This window comes from Methanolobus profundi (assembly GCF_900114835.1).
GTDB lineage: Archaea > Halobacteriota > Methanosarcinia > Methanosarcinales > Methanosarcinaceae > Methanolobus > Methanolobus profundi.
In genome coordinates this window covers 1,061,454-1,086,123 of the sequence record NZ_FOUJ01000001.1, presented here as the reverse complement: position 1 = coordinate 1,086,123, position 24,670 = coordinate 1,061,454, and the positions used below count along the sequence as shown (strand labels likewise).

The 24,670-nt window shown below is 41.6% G+C and carries 23 protein-coding genes; 10 read left to right on the top strand and 13 right to left on the bottom strand.

Going from position 1 to position 24,670, the window contains the following annotated elements; genetic code table 11:
* The first annotated feature begins 23 nt into the window (after positions 1-23).
* From BM008_RS05000 to BM008_RS04980, 5 genes are read left to right on the top strand one after another with little or no spacing between them, the layout of a single operon-like run.
* Positions 24-1,061 (top strand): permease, encoded by a 1,038-nt coding sequence (locus tag BM008_RS05000; RefSeq protein ID WP_091933928.1) that lies wholly within the window; start codon positions 24-26, stop codon positions 1,059-1,061.
* Between the two features lie 32 nt (positions 1,062-1,093).
* Positions 1,094-1,783, top strand: coding sequence for a metallophosphoesterase family protein (locus BM008_RS04995; RefSeq protein WP_091933925.1), 690 nt, complete (start codon positions 1,094-1,096; stop codon positions 1,781-1,783).
* 43 nt (positions 1,784-1,826) lie between these two features.
* Complete coding sequence (locus BM008_RS04990; protein ID WP_091933922.1) at positions 1,827-2,009, top strand: 4Fe-4S binding protein; 183 nt, start codon at positions 1,827-1,829, stop codon at positions 2,007-2,009.
* A gap of 27 nt (positions 2,010-2,036) precedes the next feature.
* Entirely contained in the window at positions 2,037-2,270 is a 234-nt protein-coding gene (locus BM008_RS04985) for a thioredoxin family protein (RefSeq protein ID WP_091933919.1), read from the top strand.
* Positions 2,255-2,650, top strand: a complete 396-nt coding sequence (locus BM008_RS04980) for a putative zinc-binding protein (RefSeq protein ID WP_245747890.1) — start codon at positions 2,255-2,257, stop codon at positions 2,648-2,650. Before BM008_RS04985 ends, BM008_RS04980 begins: the two co-directional genes overlap by 16 nt.
* A gap of 65 nt (positions 2,651-2,715) precedes the next feature.
* Here BM008_RS04980 and BM008_RS04975 read toward each other — a convergent pair whose 3' ends face one another.
* The 4 genes from BM008_RS04975 to BM008_RS04960 all read right to left on the bottom strand — a co-directional run bounded on the left by BM008_RS04975 (position 2,716) and on the right by BM008_RS04960 (position 6,682).
* Positions 2,716-3,213, bottom strand: coding sequence for a GIY-YIG nuclease family protein (locus BM008_RS04975; RefSeq protein WP_091933916.1), 498 nt, complete (start codon positions 3,211-3,213; stop codon positions 2,716-2,718).
* A 24-nt stretch (positions 3,214-3,237) separates the two neighbouring features.
* Positions 3,238-4,413 (bottom strand): Asp23/Gls24 family envelope stress response protein, encoded by a 1,176-nt coding sequence (locus tag BM008_RS04970; protein ID WP_143072279.1) that lies wholly within the window; start codon positions 4,411-4,413, stop codon positions 3,238-3,240.
* A gap of 187 nt (positions 4,414-4,600) precedes the next feature.
* On the bottom strand, positions 4,601-6,316 hold the full coding sequence (locus tag BM008_RS04965) for a PEGA domain-containing protein (RefSeq protein WP_091933910.1): 1,716 nt from the start codon (positions 6,314-6,316) through the stop codon (positions 4,601-4,603).
* A 159-nt stretch (positions 6,317-6,475) separates the two neighbouring features.
* Positions 6,476-6,682 (bottom strand): hypothetical protein, encoded by a 207-nt coding sequence (locus BM008_RS04960; RefSeq protein WP_091933907.1) that lies wholly within the window; start codon positions 6,680-6,682, stop codon positions 6,476-6,478.
* A 408-nt stretch (positions 6,683-7,090) separates the two neighbouring features.
* On the opposite strand from BM008_RS04960, the gene BM008_RS15055 reads away from it, so the two are divergent.
* Complete coding sequence (locus tag BM008_RS15055) at positions 7,091-7,201, top strand: putative zinc-binding protein (protein ID WP_218146688.1); 111 nt, start codon at positions 7,091-7,093, stop codon at positions 7,199-7,201.
* 24 nt (positions 7,202-7,225) lie between these two features.
* Here BM008_RS15055 and BM008_RS04955 read toward each other — a convergent pair whose 3' ends face one another.
* The 7 genes from BM008_RS04955 to BM008_RS04925 form a co-directional block, all read right to left on the bottom strand.
* On the bottom strand, positions 7,226-7,714 hold the full coding sequence (locus tag BM008_RS04955; RefSeq protein ID WP_091933905.1) for a metallophosphoesterase: 489 nt from the start codon (positions 7,712-7,714) through the stop codon (positions 7,226-7,228).
* 81 nt (positions 7,715-7,795) lie between these two features.
* Positions 7,796-9,022, bottom strand: a complete 1,227-nt coding sequence (locus BM008_RS04950; protein WP_177187968.1) for a PGF-pre-PGF domain-containing protein — start codon at positions 9,020-9,022, stop codon at positions 7,796-7,798.
* A 253-nt stretch (positions 9,023-9,275) separates the two neighbouring features.
* Complete coding sequence (locus BM008_RS04945) at positions 9,276-9,728, bottom strand: hypothetical protein (RefSeq protein WP_091933900.1); 453 nt, start codon at positions 9,726-9,728, stop codon at positions 9,276-9,278.
* Positions 9,725-11,866 carry a hypothetical protein gene (locus BM008_RS04940; protein WP_177187967.1) on the bottom strand — a complete coding sequence of 714 codons (2,142 nt, stop codon included), beginning with the start codon at positions 11,864-11,866 and terminating at the stop codon, positions 9,725-9,727. Before BM008_RS04940 ends, BM008_RS04945 begins: the two co-directional genes overlap by 4 nt.
* Positions 11,867-11,990: 124 nt before the next feature.
* The gene (locus BM008_RS04935; protein ID WP_091933894.1) at positions 11,991-12,524 is read right to left on the bottom strand and encodes a GNAT family N-acetyltransferase; all 534 of its coding nucleotides are present in this window, start codon (positions 12,522-12,524) and stop codon (positions 11,991-11,993) included.
* Positions 12,525-12,583: 59 nt separating this feature from the next.
* The gene (locus tag BM008_RS04930) at positions 12,584-13,291 is read right to left on the bottom strand and encodes a type 1 glutamine amidotransferase (RefSeq protein WP_091933891.1); all 708 of its coding nucleotides are present in this window, start codon (positions 13,289-13,291) and stop codon (positions 12,584-12,586) included.
* A 395-nt stretch (positions 13,292-13,686) separates the two neighbouring features.
* The gene (locus BM008_RS04925) at positions 13,687-14,226 is read right to left on the bottom strand and encodes an O-acetyl-ADP-ribose deacetylase (protein ID WP_091933888.1); all 540 of its coding nucleotides are present in this window, start codon (positions 14,224-14,226) and stop codon (positions 13,687-13,689) included.
* A 141-nt stretch (positions 14,227-14,367) separates the two neighbouring features.
* Here BM008_RS04925 and BM008_RS04920 point away from each other — a divergent pair, with 141 nt between their 5' ends.
* The 4 genes from BM008_RS04920 to BM008_RS04905 all read left to right on the top strand — a co-directional run bounded on the left by BM008_RS04920 (position 14,368) and on the right by BM008_RS04905 (position 21,930).
* Entirely contained in the window at positions 14,368-15,894 is a 1,527-nt protein-coding gene (locus tag BM008_RS04920; RefSeq protein WP_091933885.1) for an aminoacyl-histidine dipeptidase, read from the top strand.
* A gap of 30 nt (positions 15,895-15,924) precedes the next feature.
* Positions 15,925-16,893, top strand: a complete 969-nt coding sequence (locus tag BM008_RS04915) for a YbgA family protein (RefSeq protein WP_091933881.1) — start codon at positions 15,925-15,927, stop codon at positions 16,891-16,893.
* 29 nt (positions 16,894-16,922) lie between these two features.
* On the top strand, positions 16,923-18,026 hold the full coding sequence (locus BM008_RS04910; RefSeq protein WP_091933878.1) for a (Fe-S)-binding protein: 1,104 nt from the start codon (positions 16,923-16,925) through the stop codon (positions 18,024-18,026).
* 292 nt (positions 18,027-18,318) lie between these two features.
* On the top strand, positions 18,319-21,930 hold the full coding sequence (locus BM008_RS04905) for a PKD domain-containing protein (protein ID WP_091933875.1): 3,612 nt from the start codon (positions 18,319-18,321) through the stop codon (positions 21,928-21,930).
* Positions 21,931-22,370: 440 nt separating this feature from the next.
* On the opposite strand, the gene BM008_RS04900 is transcribed toward BM008_RS04905, so the two are convergent.
* Both BM008_RS04900 and BM008_RS04895 read right to left on the bottom strand, forming a co-directional pair.
* Positions 22,371-22,727 (bottom strand): hypothetical protein, encoded by a 357-nt coding sequence (locus BM008_RS04900; protein WP_091933872.1) that lies wholly within the window; start codon positions 22,725-22,727, stop codon positions 22,371-22,373.
* Positions 22,728-22,862: 135 nt separating this feature from the next.
* The gene (locus tag BM008_RS04895) at positions 22,863-24,275 is read right to left on the bottom strand and encodes a sodium:solute symporter family protein (RefSeq protein WP_091933869.1); all 1,413 of its coding nucleotides are present in this window, start codon (positions 24,273-24,275) and stop codon (positions 22,863-22,865) included.
* Between the last annotated feature and the right edge of the window lie 395 nt (positions 24,276-24,670).

Sequence of the window (24,670 nt, the reverse complement as noted above, 5' to 3'; positions counted from 1 at the left end):
GCATTTCAACATATTTTGAAACAATGACATCGTATCTTGTAGATCTGGCTTACATAGGTATTGCATCAGTTCAGGAGTATCTTGCTTTGCATGTGATCCTGTGTCTGATCCCTGCCTTTTTCCTGGCAGGTGCCATAGCATCGCTCTTTTCCAAAGAGTCCGTTCTGAAGTTCTTCGGGGCCGACGCACCAAAATATGTTTCCTATTCAGTCGCAGCTGTTTCCGGCTGTCTTCTTGCCGTATGCAGTTGTACCGTACTGCCCCTTTTTGCAGGTATCTACAAGAGAGGTGCAGGTATCGGTCCTGCGACAACGTTCCTGTTCTCGGCCCCGGCGATCAATATACTTGCCATAGTTTACACCGCCAAGATACTTGGTTATGATCTTGGTGTTGCAAGAGCGGTCATTGCCATTCTTCTTTCAGTTGTTATAGGCATTTGTATGTCTTTCATATACGAAAGGAACAATGGTGAAAGAAAGGCTCTCAAAACCTTCGGTGAAGAGAAGCATGCACACACTGTCTGGTTGTTCCTGCTGCTCCTTGCGATCCTTGTGACACCTGAGATACTTCCAACATGGAATCCAATGCTCTTCGTTGAGATACCATTGATAGCTATTACAGTATATGTTTCCCTCAAATGGTTCGACAGGGATGAGCTTGAGAGCTGGATGGGAGAGACCTGGTTCCTTGTAAAGCAGATCACACCTCTGCTTCTGATAGGTGTGTTCTTTGCAGGCATCATTGTAGAGCTCCTTCCGGCAGAATACGTTGTGGAATATGTTGGCGGTGCCACAGCAGGCTCATATGTGATAGCATCTGTTGCAGCAGCCCTTATGTACTTCTCCACACTGACAGAGGTTCCTATCATAAGTGCGCTCACACTTCTTGGTATGGGAAAAGGTCCGGCATTGTCCATGCTCCTGGCAGGTCCTGCTCTGAGTCTGCCTAATATGATAGTCATAAGCAGGATCATGGGTGTGAAGAAAGGTCTGACATACATTTCACTGGTCGTTGTGATAGCTGCGATATCAGGATATGCCTTTGGTATGTATATCATATGAGACTTATATGATCAAAATAGTTCAGTGATAATATGAGAATACTGTTGATATCCGATATTCACGGCAATAAGGAAGCACTTGATGCGGTACTGGAAGTCCCGCATGATATGGTCATCTGTCTTGGTGACCTTGCGGACTATGGTCCATCCCCATCTGAATGCATAGACCTCATCATGCAGCAGGGGATCGAGACGATTCTTGGCAACCATGATGCTGCAGTAGGTTCTGGTATTGATTGTGGATGTGGTTACAAGTATAAACATCTGTCAGAAGCTACCAGGGACTACACGTGGAAGAATACAACAGAAGAGCAGATGGCTTTCCTCCGCCAGCTTCCTTTCAGTATCGAAAAGGAGGCAGATGGTCTGAAGTTATACTTCACTCACGGAAGTCCGCGTTCCAATTATGAGTACATAAGACCTGAGACGCCGGAAGAAGAACTTGAAGAAATGTTGTCCGGTATCGATGCGGATGTAGTGTTCATAGGTCATTCACATGTTCCTTTTGTAAGGACACACGGGGATATGCTCATAGTGAATCCCGGTTCTACGGGTCAGCCCAGGGATGAGGACTGGCATGCAAGCTGTGCCGTGTTCGATACATCTTCCAGGGAAACAGAGCTCATACGTCTTGATTATGATATGGACAGCACCTGCAGGAAGATAGAGGACAGGATGCCAAATGCCGATGAACTGACAGCAATATTAAAGAGAGGGTATTGATATCATTCTCTGTTATAGGTTCTAAAATAAGGAGTTTTATAAAATGGTATTTGTTGCAGTCTATGAAAATAATTGTACTGGTTGCGGTTCATGTGTAGAGGCATGCCCGAATGATATACTTGAGCTTAAAGATGGAGTATGCTTCCCTGAAAAGATGGACGCATGCCAGTATTGTCTGACCTGCGTTAAAGCCTGTGACTACGGCGCTATAAAGGTATTCCCTTGAATTTATTGAGTTAAAGAGATGAATATTATGAAAATAGAAATATTAGGTTCCGGTTGTGCAAAGTGCAACAAGACAAAGAAATTCGTTGAACAGGCAGTTGAGCAAACAGGTGTCGATGCTGAGATCGTTAAGGTCGAGGATATGGACGGTATACTTGCATATGGTGTTCTTATCACTCCGGCTGTTGTCGTAGACGGCGATGTAAAGATAGTGGGAAGAGTACCTAAGGTCGATGAGGTTATCGAATGGATAACACAGTAATACCAATGTCCGAGGGTGCAAAATGCTCATGTGGAGCTTCCGTTGTCGGAATATTTCCATGTGCAGGTGCATCTAATGTCGGCCAGCTGAGCAATGCCGTTGCAGTCGAGTTGCACAAGCAGGGCGTTGGCAACATGATGTGTACCGTTGGTATCGGTGGTAAAATCAATGGTCTTCTCAAGTCCGCAGAAGGCTGTGGCTCTATCATTGTTATCGATGGTTGTCCTCTTAATTGTGCACAGGCAACAATGGAAGAAGCAGGTATCCCAATAGGTAAGCATATACTGCTCACTGATATGGATATCAAAAAGAACAAGGACCTTGACCTTGACCCAGCACAGGTTAAGGAAGTCCTGTCTAAGGTTACGGAGCTGCTCTAAAGCAGCTATCATTTTTGATGTATAGTTATAAATGATGATGGATGAATCAAAGAACAAATGTATGACTATCGATTTAACTCATCCAATAAACCCTTGACATAATCTCCATTTTCATATGGAAGTTTTGAATTTAGCAAAGGACCATGGATATATTTTTGCACATAGCAATGTAGTATATTCCGTTCAAGGTCTTTTGATGCTTTTTCATTAGCTACTATAGTATACGCTATCTGGAATTTGGCATCTGGATATTTACTTTTGAAAGCATCATTACTCTTAACCTTGCGAGCCATGGCTTTTAAGCTTGAACACTTTCTTTCTCCTGTGTCATAAGCAAGATACTTGTTATAATACCTCTTTCGCAGGTCAGATGCTTGTCCTACATAGACAATGCCTTGTTCATCAAGACCGTTAGCTGTTTGAATAGGAAGTGGTTTACCATCATTGTCTACTATCCTAAACACATAAGTTGCTGGTTTTCTTGGAAAATCTTTTGTTGATTCATTATAACTTGCTTTATCAGTTAAATCAACATCAAACCAGTCACTCCATTCATTTATCATAATACCACCCTGCCAAAATACTCTCTATTTTCTTGGAAGATGATACCTGATTACTAAATTTGCACCATTGCCTTTTGGAGGCTGCTCTAGTATTTCATCATCTTCGTTCATCATTTGCCGCATGACATTGCAACATGTATGCATCCTGTGATGTGGACTTGGATAACTGCCAACTGTCCTATGCAAGTCACCTGACTTTACATCAAGGTATGCTTTGCCCTCACTTTCAGCACTTTCCAATTCTGAATGTAATTCACTTGCAAAATCATTGGAATTAGGCGATTCCACCTTGTCATTGATGTTATCATGTTCTTCAGTACAATAATGGTTCCAAATACTCTGCAATTCTTTCTTGAATGCCTCCACACACTCTTCCATTGTGGAGTCAAAAAGGCCCATCCATTTTTCGAAAAATGGTTTGCTTGGAATGAAATCATTGCCATTGACGACAAGTGCTGATAATAATAAGGGATGTGTGTTGTTATTTATCTCATCTAATATCTCTGATAATTCCTGAAGGTTCTTGATATCATTTCTAGGCTTTCCAAATCTCTCCAGTACATCTCCATATGTGACAATGATTTTCTTTTCACAAAGTTGTTTTCTATAATTTTTGTAATCAATATTTTCGAACTCAATCCATTTGTTAGTGCATGCATGTGATGCGATATCAACAAGATAGCGATAAACTTTAGAATAATCTAATTTATCATCGGTTTTTGTTCTATTGTTGGTTTCAATTTGTTCATCTGCCTTAACAGACGAATTACTTAACTGAGCAGATTCACTTTGACTTTCATGGTTCTGATTAAATGAATGCTGTATTACAGAATCAGCGACATGTGTGTTGATATTATCTCCGTAGTAATAGTTATTGACAACAGATGTCCTTGGAGTAGCATCACTAGAAGTAGATGCTGTTTCAACATGCTCAACCTGTTCTTTTACTCCTTGATTACGTTTTCTTTTAGCTATCACTATTCCAACGAGTAAGATTAAAAAAAATACTATTGGCAAAAATGAGTTTTTGATGCTCGACAATACTTCTATAATGTTTTCATCAACATTAGTATTTGAAAAATCAATGCCTTTATCCGTCCTAGTTCCGTATGGGTCAGAAGCTGCTTGTGAGATGGCAATTGGAAGTACTACTGTGGAAAATAGCAAAATAAATAAAATAAACAAGTTTTTCTTATTCACATCAACACCGATTTTGTTTCTATCAAACTAAGAACTATGAAATAACTGAGATAATATGGAATTTTTATAGTACTATGACCCCTGAATATTATATGAGGATTGTGTAAATGATTAATAAATCTCAAAAAAGGAAAAATATGAGTGAATCCAATTGGTGAATGATTCACTCCAATGTCGCCTTCATATCTCAGACAACAGCAGTTCCACAGGACATACAGAACTTTTCATCCTTCACAATGTCCTTCCCACATCCTGTACACTTGTCATTGCTTGTGCCAATGTTTGACCTCTGGATAACAGAATCGGTAATCTGAGTGCCTATGTTGTCTCCGTAGTGATAGTTATTAACGACATTGTTATCGATTAGGTCTTTTACATGAACACGCTTCTCTATTTCATCCAGAATACCATGATAGAAACCAGTCAGTGCATCTTCAGATTCAGCCCATGCTTTGAGTATGAGTTTTGCTTTTGAAGAACCACCGACAACTTCAATCTGTGCAGCATACTCCAAGGATTTAACTCCTTCTCCATAGAACTTGGATACTGCACGATACAGATTACCAGAATCATTAACCTTAGGATCAAGCATGAATAGATTCATGTCTTGTAGAACATCAGTTGTTATTTCAAAGAGAGTAGATGCAGGTATATCAATTTCCTTCGTTGTTTCTTCTGCTTTAGTTAAACCCGAAAGAGTATTTCGCCAACCACTTTCAGTAATTTCCTTTGATTTTAGCATAGGACATACAATGCTGATATTCTTTGCAGGGATTGAAGTTTCAGTTGTTCCCTTGGTCTTATAGTCATAGTAGACTACCTTACCTGATACCTCACAGTCACCACATTCGCCTGTTGGTCTGATGTCAAAGGTTACAGTCTTACTTTCTGAAGGCTTTATAATAGGAATAGATTTTGTAGATTCAGATAATACAAATACATCAGGAACGTATAAGTTTACTTTTACATCAGCAATTGGCTCAGATGTTGGGTTTTCCAGTTTGACTTTATAGTGAATAATAGCACCTTTGTATGCGAAGGCACTTTTTACATAAATACCACTATCTTCTATATGTGGTGAAAAAGTTTTTTCCTTTTTTAAAATATTGGACTCACCTGTAGTTTTAGAGATTGATTTAGTTAATGATTTAGGTGCCTGTTTTTTGATTGCTGATTGTTTTGACTCAATAGCTTCTATTTTATGAACAGGTTTTGATAATGTAGTACCTAATTGTTTTTCTTTCACACTAGGAGCTTTTTCGGTATTTTGCTTTTTTGCTTTTGCTTTTTTCCTCAAAGACTTTCTTTTTACTACTATTCCTAAAAATAAAAAAAAACAGGGTACAACTAGTACAAACGGAGTAAAACCGTCTCTTGACAAATTCATTGAGAGAGTTTCTGTAGTACCAGTATAAACTAAAATGGATTCTGAATCAGTTTCATAACCTTCTTTCTTCAAGGTTACACGATAACGACCTACTGGTATATCATTCAAGGTCAATGGCGTAACACCTTTATACGTACCAGCAATATAAACTTCAGCCCCATTTGGTTTAGATATTACTGCTAAATTACCGTATTTTACTTCAGTTGTCTTTTTTGCTTCAGATAAAGTGAATGTTTGGTGGTTTGTAGAATCAGCTTTGAACGTTAATTCTTTAGATACCGTTGTATACCCATCCATTTTTATTTCAACAACATGCAATCCTTCAATAACAGTGATTTCAACAGGAGTTCTTCCTCTTAATGCCCCATCAATCCAGACCTCTGCACCAGAGGGGTCGGATTTTACATCAAAGGTTGCAAAGTAAGTACTTTCTTCTTCTGCTTGCACCATAGTGATAGAAGTCATCATTGCAAAAAGTAGTAAAAATAAAGCTAATTGTTGAGTTTTTTTATACATATCCAACCACTTTGATAGATTATTTATTAGAACTATGATTAGTTTGAATGTATAAATATATTTTTGTAGTCCGGTAATACAAATCAACGATTGAAAGATATTCAGGTATGTGACTTATCAGGATTGCATATATGGATAGATTTGTAGAGAATTGTTGTATCATCGACGATTGTTATCGTTTTTAATTTTGACCTGTGGCATATTCTTGGAAGATGCTGAATTATTTGGAATCTCAGATTGTTTGAGCACAATTTTGTTGATTGAATATTTCTTTGAAATTATCCTGACTTCACACTTCTTCTCCAAGTAAAATCCTGCTTCTTTGATTTCATCTGGTGTAGCCTTCCTGTAGAGACCTTCTTTCAATAATGTTGAAGAAATATTCCTTGCAAAAATACCAATCTTTGAATCATCAAGGTTTAATTTCTTTTTCCAGTGCTAAATTGCCCATCCAACAATAGAAACGTTCATCGTTTGTGTCAATAATCAGATTATTCTCGTCCGTGACATCTCCATCTATTGTTTCATAAAGATAGTGCCTACAGAACATCCTAGTACACCAAGTGACGTTGAAGTATAGTGTATGCTATCATCTGAACAGGTCACTTTTGTAACCTCATTGCCACTGCTTGCTGTAAATATCACTTCTTTGTTAACTATGAATTCAATTTTTTAGTTTTATTCTAAGGTCACAATTGAATAGATATATACATTACTGAATTGCTGTTGATTTCTCAGGATAAGAATACTAAGATAGAATATTTGGTATGAATATTGCAAAAACACATACTTCTAACTGATATGGACATCAAAAAGAACAAGGACCTTGACCTTGACCCTGCACAGGTTAAGGAAGTCCTTTCTAAGGTAACGGAGCTGCTCTAAAGCAGCTATCATTTTTGATGTTATTTATATTTCTATTATCTCTACACCAAGTTCGAGATCAAGGAGTGCAACCGTGCGTTTGCCCGTGAGTACTCCTGCAGTCTCGCCCGGATTTATTAACAGAGTATCATTGATCTTTGTGACGCCGGCATGATGCGTATGTCCTCTGACAACTATGTCAAAGTCTCCTGATTCTGCCATGGCGATAACAGGTGGCTCATAGATTCCGTGAATAAGTGCAATTCTTTTTCCGTCAATTTCCAGGTCGCCGAAGTCACCACAACATTCAGCATTTATCTCATCGAATTTCTGTTTCAATAGCAGTCTGTCCCCGTCATTGTTCCCGAACACAAAATACATGTCAGCCTCAAGTTTGCTGAAAGCTGTTGCAGTAAAAGGGGAAATTATATCGCCTGCATGAAGGACAGTTTTGACCTTCTTCTTATTGAAAAGCTCGACAGCAGCCTTTATTGCTTCCATATTATCGTGTGAATCTGACATAATTCCTATCATTGTTCCATCTCTCCTGTTTAAAGAAGGAGGGGACAGGATTTATTCTTTTTCAGAAGGTCCTGTCCAACGTGATAATAATTATCAGACTATGTTCTTTCGTCTGCAAAGTAGAACAACGGACATAGAAGCAAGAAGAAGTAGTGAACTATTCTGTCCAAGGCCCGGATCTGCTATTTTAGTTGAAGTTATTTCTGTTTCTCCCACTTCATCTGCATATATCTCTTCTTCCAAAATTGCACCTTCATTGGTAACAGGAGCTAATTCCATTTCTTCAATAGCTTGTGCATCTGCTGTTATAGCAAAAGGTGAGAAGCCCGGGGTTTTTGCCTCGAATATGAAGAAGTCCTCGTCCTGTCCGGTAAGTTCGGTCTCAAGATCGGTCCATTGTCCATCATTGTATCTTTTGAGGTGGATGCTTCCTGTTCCTATATTGTTGACCTGCATCCATTGTTTGAGCACTTTGAACGATATCTGTGTGTCCTTGATATTGCTCTCGGTGGCATATCCTGCTTTACCGACCCAGATATTGATGTTGCGATAGATGAGTCCGTCAGGTTTTTCCGGAACCGTGGTGGATACATCCTTTAGCACCTCTATGGTGCTGGATATAAAGCCGGAATTCTTCAGTGACATGTAGCTGATGGATGTAATGGGGTTAGAGCTATCGGTAAAACGATACACTGTCATGGTATCTGCGGTAACGTATAGTTTTGACACTTCTTTGCGGTCTATGTTCTCGGCTTTCTCACCGGTATCACCGCCGCCCCCTCCACCACCGCCACCTGTGCTTGTAGTTGTTTCCTCAGTAAAGGTGGAAGCTGATCCGGGAATTGTGACATGTGAATCTCTGAGCGTAACAGGAAGTTGATTTCCTGAAGGATCGCTCAGTATCACATTAGAAAGGGTGATGCTGCAATCCCCTGTCCTTTCAAGAGCTGTAAATGTTATCTGTGCGAAGTTCTCTGCAGTGCTTATCTCAGCTTTTCCAAGTGTGACGGCAAAAAGACCGTTGATGCTTCCCTGTGAATTATCAACTGTTCCTCCGATGAATATCGAAGTGGTGCCATCCTGTTCGAAGAAATCGCTCCCATCAACGCTGTCAGCCCGGAGCATTGTATTATCATACGAGATATCAAGTTGAGCACCAGCAACAGGAGTTTCCGGTTCTATGTATACATATACATCAAAACCGTCTCCCGGGTATACCTCCTGACTTGATGGTAATATGCTTACGACCGAATCTGCCGTGACTACCGGGATACAGGAACAGGTCACTATGAAAAGCATTAAAAGTACCATATATTCCATGTATCTCTCTAAAGAACATCTCACTCTGTTCATCCACACACCCTATAAATACTCAAAATTAGTATACTAGAATATATATTTAAATTTTGTTATTTTAATCGAGGTTTTTGAGTGTGGAATGCAGAATTCGTATAAAATAGAATATAAAAAGCAAAACAGGAGATAAGGAACTAAGACCAATGCTGTTTCAGATACAAGCACTATGCTCTGGTCCTCTGTTCCTAATACCCTGATGTTCAGGTATTTCCCGAACTTACATTACAGCTCTGACTTCTACTTTTGCTTTGAACTCATCAAGAGTGGTAGTTTCATCCAGATAGTCCTGAATGTCAGATGTCTGCACAGTAAGCTCATACAGCTCTTCGGTTCCATCGTACATCTCGATGATAACCTCATCAGTATCAGGTGCTGTCTCGGCTGCAACTCCCATGATGTAGAACCATATAAAGAGTGCATCGGTATCTGATCTCACTGGTGGCTGGTCATATTTGACAAGCACATGTTCTTCAGTTACTTCCACAAAAGCATCATCTATTCCCTGGAATGCAAGGGATTCGTAAATGGACATACTTGCAGCTCTGTCAACATCATAACTATCTGATACCATTGAATCCCATTCATCAGTAGATGAGCTGTCATCGTCCCCGCCTGAGAACAGGAGGAACAACAATACTATTCCTATTATTGCGATTGTTCTTTTCTTCATAGGTCGTATTCCTCCCCGTTATTGTAGGCTATTTTAGGATTGCTGCGCTTGACCACCTGGCAGTTATCCCATTTCCATGGTTTCCAGCTGCTTCCGGAGTCTTTCAGGGCAATATCACCGATCGGATTCTCCCATTCATCTGTGGGTACATAATAAGTTCCGGTCTTTGTTGTGACCTTCACCCACTGGTCCGGGCTGATCTCATGTTCTTCTCCGTTCTCATCGGTATAAGGCAAAGAATAAGATGGTCCATCCTGGGTTTGTGTCATTTTTCCATAAGAATCCAGGAATGCGTTAGGTGTGGAAGTTCCGATCGGACCGTTCGTTATAACTCCCTGTCTTGCATCGCTGTTCTTTATAGCATCATCAAGTTCCGGCATGATCATAACTGTCTTTTCAGCTACTTCCAATCCGGTTTTTATAAGGCTGCCAACCACAGGTATTTTGTCTGCAACTTCCTGACCAACCTTTACAGTTCCATACAAAGCTTTTGCAGCAGTACCCGATGACCCTTTCATTTCACTGAGCTTCTTTGTATCTTTGTAGGCACCAACGTACTTGTCCACTTCTTCTTTTATACTGTTGACCTTGTCTGCTTTCTCAAAGTACTTTGATATCTTTGAGTCCCCATAAGTGTCTGAAAAGAAAGAAGCTGCTTCGTGTCCTGTTTTATATTTCTCCATGGTTTCTTTTCTGGTCTTGTCAAATGCATCGAGATATGGTGTTTCACTGAGTTTTTCAGCGACCTTTTCCTTACCTTCATAATCAGGTCCGCCACCTACGGTTACTGCACCGCCGTCCTCAAAGTTAAAACCATCTCTGAAGACCTCTTTGATAATAGCTTTATTAGCTTCGACGTCCTGCTCTTCGCTTGTATCTATTTCATCAAGTTTGTCTATGTCTTCGGAGCTTTCATCTCTTAACATATCTAGGATCACAGCTTCCTGTTCCATCGATTCTACGAAATCCTCGGGAAGGATATAGTTCATCTGTATGTTCTGGATATCTTCAATATCCTGTTTGTCGATGTCCTCTACATCGAGTTCTCCTTCATATTCTATAAGACCTTCTTCAAAGAGTAGATCATACTTTGCGAAGAGTTCATCGATCTCAGCAAGTTCATCTTCAAGATCATTGTCAGTAGAATCATCATCCAATCCGGTAGATTCTGTTTCATCATCCGTAACTGTAGGAATGTCATCAGAAACAGTGTCTTGCTGGGAATCGCTTTCGATATCTCCTAATGAAGTTCCTGTAGGATCATCCTGTGTGACTGCATCCTCTGTTACGTCTTCACCAATGGCACCACTTTCAAAGGATCGCTCTACAAGTGTATTATAAATGACCACTGCTACTGGCTGTATCTCTGAGAGAGGGACATTGTAGCCATCGACAGTGACATAGACTCTGGTCCCATAGGGTGTCGGGGCATCAAAAACAATATCACTGGAGATTATCATGTCCGGATCTTCAGACATGATCATTCGTTCATTGATATCCCAGTAACCCGGATCTTTCATTTCAGGTTTCAGGGCTAGTTCGGAATAGTCTACAAGACCTGCATGTTCATCGTCACCAACATACCAGTATCCGTCATCGGTGAAGCCGGGCCTGATATCTCTTATAGCTTCAACAACTTCATTATAGATATCTGATCCAGTATATATCGTGTTCATCGATCCTGATATAGCACCACTTGCTGCTGATCTTTCTACAAGTCTGATAAAGATGTTATCAGCTACTGGTTCGATCTCAGACAAAGGAAGATCATAGCCTTGAATGTCCACATAGACCTGTTCCCCTCCTGGAGTTGGTGCTGTGAATGAAGCATAACCTGTCGTGATACCAAACTGATCAGTCATTTCCCCGGTCATCATGATCATCGGATCATCAACATCCCAGTGATCAATGATCTTCATTTCAGGTGTCAGATGACCATTTTCCCAGAAGCCCACTACTCCCGAGTGATCCTCATCTCCAACATACCACGTAAGATCTTCAGTAAAACCGGGATCTCTCTCTTTCCCGGCTTCATAAATTATGTTTTTTACTTCATCATGGTTGTACTCTGCTGCTGCTATGGGCGCAGACATCAGGACAACACTTAGTATACCTAATAATAATATATCCATCCTCATATATTATGAGAGTATATTTTATAACATAAATATGTTTTTGATATGCTGCGGCACTTCCTGTGCAAATATGCACATCAGCTGGAGTGTTATTCTGGATGTTGATCGGGTGAAAAAGGGTATTCTATTAATTTCCATGAAGATACATTTCCCGTGTCAACAGGAAATATTCAGCATCCTTGCCATTCATCTCAAAAGTACCATGATGTTCCATACCGACCCGTTTTGCCAGGTTAATGGAGGCGGTATTTTCCTGTGAACAATAAATGGATATCCTCTCGATATCAAGCACCAGTATCATGTATTCAAGCATCTTCATGACAGCTTCGGTCGCGTATCCGTTACCCTGATACTCGGGTTCAAGTGCATAATATATTTGCGTATCAGGAGAGAACTCCAGTTTCGAGAAACCACATGAACCTATCACTTTCCCTGTATCTTTCCTGCTGATCGCCATTGCAAACAGTGGTTCTTCGCCGTCATAAGACCTGACAATCATCTCAAGGAATTCCTCTGTCTCCTCAAAAGTTCTGTGCAGCGGCATGTCTGTGGAGCTTGTCACCTCCTCATTATTGAAGAAAAGATAAAGGTCCTGCAGATCATCTACAGTATACCTTCTGATGCTAAGCCTTTCCGTTTCCAGTGCCTGAGGAATTCTCATGGAATTGTATCTATCAGACTTATACAAAAAAGTATTGAATTTTCACAATGTTTATGATGTCAGAGGGATCCGCTTATTTTCAGGAAATTTGTGAACAACTTTCTGCCGGTTCCTGTGTATTCATCTTCAAGAAGCTTGAAGTCCTTTAACAGTTCTTCCCTGATCATTTCCATGAGCTCAGGGTCGTTATCCAGCCAGGTAGTGAACATCTCCGGTGTCAGTTCGAAATGTCCCTGTATCCCATAGGCCCTGTCTCCGATCTTCACTATCTGGTGCCTGCAGTATTTTCCAGTGGCCAGTAGTTGCATCTCTTCGGTGATCGCCACGGTCTCACCGTGAAGATGGAATATCTTCAAAGGACTTTCAAGACCATTGAACAGAGGGTCATCAATGTACCCTTTATCAATATCTATGGAATAAGGTTCTCCGTCCTCTCCTCTGAATCCTATCTCTTTCACATCGTTGGCATGTACGGAACCGCCACATGCTTTGACAAGTGCCTGCATTCCAAGACATATACCAAGATATGGGATCCCTGAATCCAGAGCTCTGCCTATCATCTCAAGTTCTTTTGTCATCTTCTCTGTAGTATCGTTGGCACTGTCCGGTCCACCAAAGACAATAAGTGCAGAATGGTTTTCCGGTTCAGGAAGTTCATCACCGGCATCAAGGTCAACTATATCGTGAGGGATCCTATTTTCATCAAGTATTTTTTGAAGTATTCCAGGTCCTTCCCTTGATATGTTCTTAACGATAAGCAAGGTCATAGCTGCTTATATCTTATCTACAGAATAAATGATCTGCGAGCAGATACACTGGTACAGCGATAATTCTCAACAAAAGAATTGTCCCAAAGGGCAGGATTCCCTTATACGTTTTATGAGGAACATACTTTCTCCCGCTCTAGAGATGAATGGGAATCCCTGCCAATAGGCTCTTTTCGGGCAATTACGGTACCACCAACCATTTACCGTATCAACAACCACACCACCGTGTGTCACAGAATTGAATATAAGAACATGTCTTGATATTCTCTGTGCATGGTTCTATTTGCCAATTACTTCCACTCACTTATTGTATATATGTATTTCTAATATATCAGTATGCTAATTCTCATAATAATGAGTAGTTAAAATAAGGGTTCACAGGCTGGTTATAGTACTTACATGTCAGGGATATGTTCGAGGATCTCATACAATGCCTTTGAATAGGAATCATATGCGTTCTCATTGAAGCATATAAGCCGGACATCCTCAAGTTCGCTCCCTGACCGAAGGTGTTCGATCACAGTTCCCACCGCAAGTCCCGAGGCTCTGTCAACTGGAAAACCATAGGCTCCAATACTTATCCCGGGGAATGCAATGCTTCTTATCCCATGTTCCTCTGCCAGGTAGAGGGAGTTCCTATAGGCATCTGTCAGGAGCTTCTCTTCCATGAAGTTCCCGCCTTTCCAAATTGGACCTACAGTATGGATCACCCACGTTGCCGGAAGCAGGTAACCTTTTGTAATCCTTGCCTCTCCGGTGGGACATCCGCCAAGTGTGCGACATTCCTCCAGAAGCTGCGGACCTGCTGCGTAGTGGATAGCTCCGTCAACACCTCCACCTCCAAGGAGTGAGTTATTTGCTGCATTAACTATTGCATCTACTTCCTGTTCCACGATGTCTCCCATGGTCACGCTGAGTATGTCTGAGATATCCATATGGTCCCCTCCGGTCAATTGCCTTTAAATTATGATTATCTGGATCATTCTTATCTTTGTTGTGTGAGATAATTTATAGAGAAACAGTAACAATACATATACTGAAATTTACTGATAACAGCAGATATTGGCAGGCATACCATGGACGAGACCACAGAGAAGATCCTTACCCTTTTCAGGGAGATAAGCAGCGTACCCAGATGCTCCGGCAATGAGGAAAAGATAGCCATGTGGCTTAAACAGTGGGCTTTGTCACATGGGTTCAGTGTAAAGTTCGATAATGTTAACAACATTGTGATAGGGGTACCCGGTTCCAGAGGATACAAGAAACTGCCTGCGATCGTTATTCAGGGGCATATGGATATGGTGGGTGAGAAGGACCGGGATTGTGAACACGATTTCAGTACGGATCCTATAATACCTGTTATCGAAGGTGAGTGGCTTAAGGCACAGGGGACGACACTTGGTGCAGATAACGGCATAGCCATTGCTTTTGCTCTTGCCATTGCTGAGGACAAAGAACTGGCACATCCGCCACTAGAGCTTCTTTTTACCGTTGATGAAGAGACCGGGCTTACGGGTGCCAATGCTCTGATGCCTGATTTTATAACAGGCAAGATACTCCTGAACGTGGATTCTGAGGATGAGGGTATCTTCACTGTTGGATGTGCAGGTGGTCTGAACACGACAATAAAGCTACCAGTGGAAAGATCATCAATACCCGCTGATCATCAGTTCTTCAAAATAGTTGTAGATGGTCTTTCAGGTGGACATTCCGGTGTAGATATCCATGAGAACAGGGCAAATGCCAATAAGCTACTTGCAGGTGCCCTTAAAGCTCTGACAGACGAGCTGGATGTCATGCTTCTGGATATCAAAGGAGGTTCTGCACATAATGCAATTCCAAGACATGCGGAAGCTTCCATAGCGATCCCTTCAGGGAACAAGGAGAAAGCTGTTTCACTTGTATCCGAATTTGAGGAACTTATGAGGGAAGGGTATTCTGAACATGAAAGTTCCGTTTCTGTCAGGATGGATGAGGTCGAATCTAGTTCAGATACTGAGGCTATCGACACTGCATCTCTGCTCAAGGTCATTGGTCTTTTACAGGCATTACCACATGGCGTATCTTCAATGTCACCTGCAACTCCTGGACTTGTTGAGACCTCGAACAACCTTGCTACAGTGAAGATCGAGAATCGCGAGCTGGTGATAGTATCAAGTCAGCGCAGTTCTTTTGAGAAGGGTCTGGATGACCTCACTGCAAAGATAGTTTCAGTTTCCGTGCAGTATGGTGCTACCTGCTCTCATGGTTCAGGCTACCCTCCATGGCAACCTGATATGGCCTCTTCCCTACTGCAACAGTGCAATGATGTATATTCCAGTGTGTTCGCGGAATATGCTAAGATAGAGGTCATCCATGCAGGTCTGGAATGTGCAGTTATCGGCTCGAAGTATGATGATATGGATATGATATCCTTCGGTCCGACAATAAAGAACCCTCATTCTCCTGATGAGAGATTGCACATACCATCTGTGAAGAAGGTCTGGGACTTTATGGTGGCTTTACTTGCTTCTTATGATAATAAGAGGAAGTTCGATGGAATGGATGAAAAGGATAGAACCAATGTCTCTGGAAAAAAGGGTAGAAAAAGCAGGAAGGCATGATTATAATCTATCAGGTTCAATATTACTTCCATGAGACAGTTCCCAAGGCCAACAGTTCTTGTAAGCAGATGTCTGGAATTCGGTAATGTCCGTCATGATGGGCATGGTGTCCGGTCCGATATAGTTAGGGACATGATGCCGTTAGCGGATATTATACCGGTATGTCCGGAGATTGAAATAGGTCTGGGTGTTCCACGTGACCCTTTAAGGCTTGTAAGGGTCGATGGTGAGGACAGGCTCATTATGCCCTCTACCGGAGAGGACCTTACTGACAGGATGCTTGATTTTACAACTGATTTCCTTGATGGTCTCGGGGACATCGATGGTTGCATTTTTAAGGGTCATTCTCCCAGTATGGGGATTGATGATGCAAAGGTCTATGCAAAGGAAAGCATGTCTCCAGTGGTCAAAAGGATGTCCGGGCTCTTTGCAGGCCAGGTAATTGACAGATACCCCGGCTATCCGATAGAAGAGAATGACAGGTTACGCAACAGTCGTATACGTCATCACTTTCTGACACAATTATACACATTCACAGCCTTCAGACAGGTAAAGGCCGAAGGTTCTATGGAAGCTCTAGTGGAGTTCCACAGGAACAATCGTTTTCTTTTCATATCCTATGATCCCGTCATAGCCACAGAAATGTCCTTATTACCGGGTTCTGGTAAGGATATATCCTTGATACTTGATGAATATGGTTCTTTGTTAAGTTCATTGATGAGAAGACCAGGGTCGGTCGATCAGAAAGTGAATGCTGCAAGAGATATGTTCTCAATGCTTGCAGACATCACTCAGGAAGAGAGTTCCTTTTTTGAGGATATGGTCGGACGTTATGTTAATAATATCATAAGTGAGGATGCAGTGTTCGAGGTATTGAGGATGCTGGCATTCCGTTCTCAGGGTGAGGGCTCGTATTATAATTCATTCCTGTATCCATATCCTGAACAACTCAGGGGAAAGGTCGATGAGATAAGGGATAAGGAATATTGGGATAAGTGAACATTCAATTCTGTTAATATGGTGATAATATGAACCAGTTCGAACTTGAGGCAAGTTATTGTATCGACTGCAAGAAATGCTGGGATGTCTGTCCGGTGAATATGGTCACGGAGGGTAACCGTTTCACTCCGCAGGGAAAGATAGAGAGCCTTAGTAAGGTGATCGCAGGTGAGGAGCTTACACAGGATGAGATGGATAATATCTACCTTTCCTCACGATGTGGTGCATGTGATGATGTGTGCCCTGTTAATATTTCCATAACAGGTATCATCCAGTACGAACGGGAACTGCTGGCAAAACAGGGCAGAGAGCCTGCAAAGACCACAGTGATCTCAAATAATATCGTTGAGCACAACAGTCCTGGTGCTAAAGACCCTTCAAAGAGGTTTGACTGGATCACTGATGATCTTGACCTTGCCGAAAGTTCAGAGGTCGCTTACATGGCAGGCTGCTGGGTATCATATAGCCAGCAGGATGTTGCCAGAGCCACGATCCGCCTGCTCAATCATGCAGGAATAAGACCCATGATACTTAAAGAAGAGAAATGCTGCGGACTTTTCCTTATTGATAGTGGTCATTTTGAGCAGGCTGCTGAGCATGCAAAGAAGTTCGTGGATTATATTGAGTCACTGGGAGTGAAGAAGGTCATAGCCTCATGTCCGGGTTGTTATCTTGTTCTCAGTCATGATTATCCTGAGCTTTATCGTGAACTGAACTTTGAGGTAGAGCATTCCCTGAATATCTTTAAGGATATGATCGATAAAGGCATCCTAAAACCAGAGAAGCTTGACCTTACGGTCGCTGTCAGGGATGCATGTCCACTGAGAGGAACAAAGGATGTTCCACGAAGTATCCTTACAAGTATGGGTGTGGAAATTAAGGAACTCTTTGATGGTAAACAGGTATGCTGCGGAGGACCTGCCGGTCTTAAACCTAACTTCCCGGATATTGCAAATGACATCGCCATGCTGACGGTGCAGAGTTACAAGGATAAGGCTGACATGCTTGCTTCATACTGTCCTTTCTGTGTTCATCATATGTCAGGAGCCTGCGAATCAAAGGGCGAGGAAATGAATATCAAGGATGTTTCGGTTTTACTGGCTGAGAGTGTGCTTGGCGATAGTTTTGTCTGATGGAGTATCTGGACAGGGTACTCTTCTTACAGATGCTTTTTTATTCCTTACTATTTTTTGCTCTTATTCACTTTTTTTAAATAAAATAATATCAGCTGCTATGTTTATAATACATCAATTATATATGAGTAATATTATATCCACTCATTAATCTTATTACGATTCATACCTGAGGAGAGAATTATCGTGAACATTTGTTCTACAGTCCAGCAAATCATAACATTTTCCATTTTTGTATCACACTGCAGCCATCGACCACATCAACAAATACGATCTGTAGGGGTGGTCTAACATGAGGCACGCAATTCTTGCGATCATTCTGCTTGCGATATTTGCAACACCTGCAAGTGCATTCTTATGGGATATTGAAACAGTTGAAAGCACAAACCAAGCCGGATTGTATACTTCTGTTGCCTTTAATTCTTCAGACTATCCTGCAATAAGCTATCAGACCAGTCCGGCTTTTGATCTTAAATACGCCGCTTATAATGGCGTTAGCTGGGAAATTGAAACTGTAGACAGCGATGGAGTTGTTGGTCAATATACCTCTCTTGCCTTTAATTCATCAGATCATCCTGGTATCAGTTATTATGATCAGTCAAATGGTGATCTCAAATATGCTATTTATAATGGTGCTAGCTGGAATATTGAAACGGTTGACAGCGCAGGTAATGTTGGTCAGTATGCTACCTCTCTTGTTTTTAATTCCTCTGATCATCCCGCCATAAGTTATTACGATGTTAATAATACTGATGTCAAATATGCTTTTTATAATGGAAGTGGCTGGGAGATCGAGACGGTTGACAGCACAGGTAATGTTGGTTATTTCCTTTCTCTTGTCATGAATTCCTCTGATCATCCTGCCATAAGTTATTATGATTGGACTAATGGTGATCTCAAATATGCATCATATAATGGCAGTGGCTGGGAAATTGAAACGGTCGATAGTACAGGACAGGTTGGTGAATATAATTCTCTCGCTTTGAATTCTTCTGATTATCCTTCAATAAGCTATTATTATAATAACGCTGGAGATCTCAAATATGCATCCTATAATGGTAGTGGCTGGGAAATAGAAACAGTTGACAGCACAGGACAGGTTGGCTTGCACACTTCTATTGATTTTGATTCCTCAGATTATCCTGTTATAAGCTATCAAGATGGTAGTCCTAACAATGATCTCAAATGTGCCTATTATGATGGTAGTGGATGGATTATAGAAATTGTGGATAGCATAGGATCAGTTGGTATGTATGGTTCTCTTGCCTTGAATTCTTCTGATTATCCTGTTATAAGTTACTATGATAGTGGTACTAATCAGGATCTCAAAGTTGCAGTTGCTTATTTTCTAGCTACTTCTGTAAATGCTTCCTACACATCAGTAACTTATGATGAAAACGATAATATGACCATTGACCAGGGAATTGTGGTTAACGGCAGCTCGACCTTTACATCAGCCAGAGTCTACATCGGTGACGGTTATGTGGAGAATGAAGACTTCCTTCGTTTCACTAATACAAGCAGCATCAATGGAAGCTTTAGCTCGCTAACCGGTATCCTTTCCCTTTCAGGTAGTGGAAATGCAGCAGATTATCAGGAAGCTTTCAGGAATGTCAGGTACGAGAACATCAACGACACTCCTGACACATCTGATAGGAATATCACTTTTGTGATGGGATCGAATACGTTATACCTTGAGTCTACCGGACACTATTATGAAAGCGTTTATAATGTTTCATCTATTTCCTGGACCGATGCAAAAGATGCAGCCGAAGCCAGAAGTCTTTCCGGTATGCAGGGATATCTTGCAACTATCCTTACAGAAGATGAAAGTGCATTCCTTGAATCAAAGGCCCCGGACAATGCATGGATAGGTGCAAACGATGCTGCAGTAGAAGGAGAATGGAGGTGGGTCACTGGTCCTGAAAACGTAACAGGGGAAGGAACCTTGTTCTATTATCAGGGTAATAGTACCACTTTGCCTGGATTCTATACAAATTGGAACACCGGAGAACCTAATGACTCAGGAGGGACAGAAGAGTATGCTCAGATCCTGGGAGCTGGTAATAAGATGTGGAACGATCTTCCTGATGTGGGTGGTGTCTCCTATTATCTTGTAGAATATGGAGGAATGCCAAACGAGACCGCTCCGCAGCTCACCGCTACTATCACCGTGAGTATAAATTCAATTAATGATGCACCCAGCATGCCAGGCAATTTCACAAGTCCTCTTGAAGGTGACTCCGTTGAAAGGGGAAGCACGATAAATGTAAGCTGGGGAGAGTCCACAGATGTAGAGAACGATTCTCTTGTGTATGATCTCTGGTATTTCAATGGAACATGGACACAGATCGCAGATATGTTGAATGTAGCAAGTTTTAACTTCACTATACCTATTGATGATGTCAGTGGAGCCATGTTCAAAGTGTATGCCAATGATTCTGTTGACAATTCTTCAGAGAACAATGTGACATTTGATCTCACATCCTTTGTCCCGGTTACAAACTTTACGGCTGATGTGACTTCAGGTATTGTTCCTATAACTGTGAACTTCACCGATCTGTCATCGAATCATTCGACCGGATGGTTATGGGACTTTGGTGACGGCAATACATCAACCGACCAGAACCCAACACATATCTATACAACAGGCGGAACCTATAATGTCAGTCTGAATGCATCAAATCTTGCAGGCAGCAATGTCAGCACTCAGCTCTCTTACATCACTGCCTACTCAGTTCCTGGTTCCAATTTCAGTGCTAATGTGACCGAAGGTGCAGTTCCATTGACCGTGGGTTTCACTGACCTCTCAACCAATACACCAACATCCTGGTACTGGGACTTCGGTGACGGTAACAATTCAACTTCACAGGATCCGATACATACATACGTAACAGCAGGAACCTATAATGTCAGCCTGAATGCAACCAACATTGCCGGTAGTGATGTTACGATCCAAATAGCTTACATCAGTGTTTACATTACTCCCGTTGCAAACTTCAGTGCATCTGTAACTTCAGGAACTGCTCCGTTATCAGTGACTTTCACTGACCTTTCATCTAATACACCAACATCCTGGCTCTGGGAATTTGGTGACGGTAGCAACTCCACTTCACAGAATCCGACACACAGCTATACCGTTGCAGGAAGCTATAATGTTACATTGAATGCTACAAATGCAGCAGGCAGCAATGCCAGCACACGAACAGCCTATATAAATGTAAGCGCTGCAAGTTCCAGTTCAGGCAGTGACGATGGGTCAAGCCACCGTACATCTGTAGGTCCAAGCATGGAACCTGATACTGTCAGCAGTTCCGATACATCCGTAAAATATGTAATGGGAGGCACAGCAGTCGAGTTCGATCTGTCTGATGGTAACGGTCCTGTCATAGCTATTAGTTTTGATTCAAAGGACAATGAAGGTCTTGTTGTCACAAAGGTCCAGGTGCTCAAGGAAAGGCCATCTGATGTACCTGTTCCTCAGGGTAGCTCATATTCACTAATGAGCATAGACGTTGGAGCAGTTGGTACTATCTCAGAGGACAATGCCGACAATCTCAGGATCAGGTTCAAGGTAAGTCGTGAATGGATAGAAGAGAACAACATCGATGTATCAACTATCCGTATGACAAGGTATCATGGTGAACAGTGGAACGATCTGCCAACCTATCAGGAAAGGGAAGAGAATGGGTACATCTACTTCTACGCTGAAACTCCAGGATTCTCCATTTTTGAGATCGTAGGGGATGAGATATCTGAAGCAACAGAACAGGTTCCTGTCCCATCATCTCTAGATGAAGAGGAAGTAGGACCAGTAGAAGAGGAAACACCTGACACTCCTGGCTTCACTGTTATTGCAGGAATCGTGTTTGTCTCACTTGCAGTTCTTGTAAGAAGAAAATAAGATGAGGTTGAAAGAGGGCAGAAGCTCTCTTTTCTTTTTCGTTTTATTTGACTTCAATTTACATTTTATTTTCTGTAGGATCCTGCTATGCAAACTTTAAGGTAAGCATGTCTTTTTTGTCAGGTCGGTATGGTCTATCATCGTTCATGAATAACTGAAATTGTCCCGAAGGGTCCGGCGAAGCCGGCGTTTTGCCAAATGACAAAATATAATGTTTTGCGTGATACCATTGAATATTTCGTGCAGTACATTCATAGGATCATCAGTATGGCTGCAATACAGTTTTGAAAAATATTCTGCATAGGATCATCGGAATGTGCCGCCTTCGGCGGATGGTTGCTTTGGTTTTAGATTGCCAATTGTTTTTGTGAAAAAATAGTGTAAAGGCTGTATCGATCACATAAACATGATCTCTACAGAGCCGAGAATAGCTTCAAATATCAAATATGGTATCCGACACAGAAACGATAAACAACCCTGATCTCGTCCAGTTCTTTTGCATCGAACTGAATCTCGTTATCATTTGCTGAATACTTCATATCTTCAAAGTCCTTGAAGACAACTTCACATTTTACATTCTCAGGAAGCTGAGTTTTGAAATAATTGCATTTTCCTGTGATCTCAGTGACAAGCCTTTTAGTTTCATCTGAATTAAAAGATGCAGATTCAGCAGGAGAATAAACAACTTCCGTTGTCAGTTTTTCCCTATCGATGAGATTCATCCAGAAACCATTCATCACTGTATCATCAAGCATATAGTCTTTGATCTCGAAACTTTTGCTTATTACATTCTTCAAATCAGAACACCTGATATTTTCATAGATCTAAAGAGTTAAAACAGTTTTTATGATACCATTCCATGTAGCTACAATAATGTATAAAAAAGGACGTTGCGGAGTAATTCTCCGCAGTGTTTCAAATGAATTTTTCTATTAATTATCTGTTCCGGTTGCAGGTGAAGAGCTTGCAAGACTACCGCCCAGATAAGCCACGGTTCCGCATAAAAGTCCGATGAAGACCGGGTGGATAAGTGGGTTGCCGAAGAGCTGCCACAGGACAATGGATCCAAAGCTTGCAACAAGGCTGGCGATAAATCCTGTTGATGTACCGCGTTTCCAGTAAAGTCCGAAGAAAAGTGGTACGAAAACACAGCATGCGATAACTCCCATACTAACAGAAACCAACGGCACGATAAGTTGTGGTACATCGATTGCAAAGAAAGCAGAGACAATGATGATCACAACTCCGACTATCCTTGTTATCTTGAGTATCTTATCGTCTGTTGTTTCAGGTTTGAAGTACTTCAGAATATCTGAAGTAAGGGATGTCGTGGTAACGAGTACAATAGCACTCATTGTGGACATTGCAGCTGAAATGGCTGCAAGCAGCACGATGCTGTCAAATCCTGTTGGAAGCAATGATGTTGCAAGGAATGGCACCAGTCCGTCAGGGTTTGCGATATAGGGTGCAAGCTGTTCCTGACTGAATGCACCATATGCCAGTACTCCGAGTGAGAAGATACACAGAGCATAAATGGTGATGGAAATAGGGCCGTATATACCTGCAAAGCGAACAACTCTCTTGTCCTTTGCTGAGAAAAGCATGATAAGCAGGTCAGGTAATGCCAGTAGTCCGAGACTTATGGCAAAGGCAGTTCCAAAAGTCTTCTGCCACGGGACCATAGCTCCGCTCATGCTCAGCATGTTGGCCGGGATCGCGTCCCATATAGCAGTCATTCCGTTACCACTTGAAATAAGTCCTCCGTACAGGAATACAGCACCAACTATCATGATGAGCCCCTGGAGAAAACTGATCCAGAGAATGGCTGGCAGTCCGCCTATTACATAATAAAGAGCTACAATAATGACAGCTATCATAAGACCCTGGACATATGTCACTCCGAGAAGTCCCTGGAATAGATTTGCACATCCTTTAAAGATCGCAACCAGATATACTGTGTACATCAGGAGCATTATAGCTGCAAGAAGTACCTTTCCTTTCTGTGAATCATAGCGACGTTCCAGAAGTTGTGGTACTGTTTTTGCATCGTATTTCTGTGCACTTGCCCATATCCTTGGTGCAACGAGAAAAGCAATACATGCAAAAGCAACGTGGAAGAACACTGCCCAGATGACCCATGGAAGTCCGGCAAGTAAACCATATCCTCCGCCACCAAGGAATGAGGCTGCACTGAAATATGCTGCCATGTATGCTATACCGATCACAGCAGGGTGTGTGATATTACGGTCAGAGATAACGAACCCTGAGAACGTTCCCTGCTTGAGTTTCAATGACAACAGCAGGATCCCGATAACATATAGTACCAGAAGTATTTGATTAAGCATTATCACGCCTCAGTATGAAATAGAAAGTGGTTCCAAGCATTACAAGAACAGCAGCGATCAGATATAGATATGGTAATGGCATCAGTTATTCCTCCTTTCATCTGCTGATGGAACAATGATTATCATGGGGATGTTGTGTATTTTCACGGGTAATTCTCCTCCTTCAATGAACTATTATGTACTCTGGCGTCCAGAGTGATCATGTACACTTAAAAATGTTTTGTTTATCTTGCTTTCAAAAAGCATTCAATGGAATTGACTCTTTGTAGCCAGGTCTGGATACGTATGTTATATGAATCAGAAACAATTGTCAAAACATTTATATTTCATCAAACAAGTGCATAGGTCATCATTTATGTATCGATATATGCAATGCTCTTTGTTCCTGATATGGG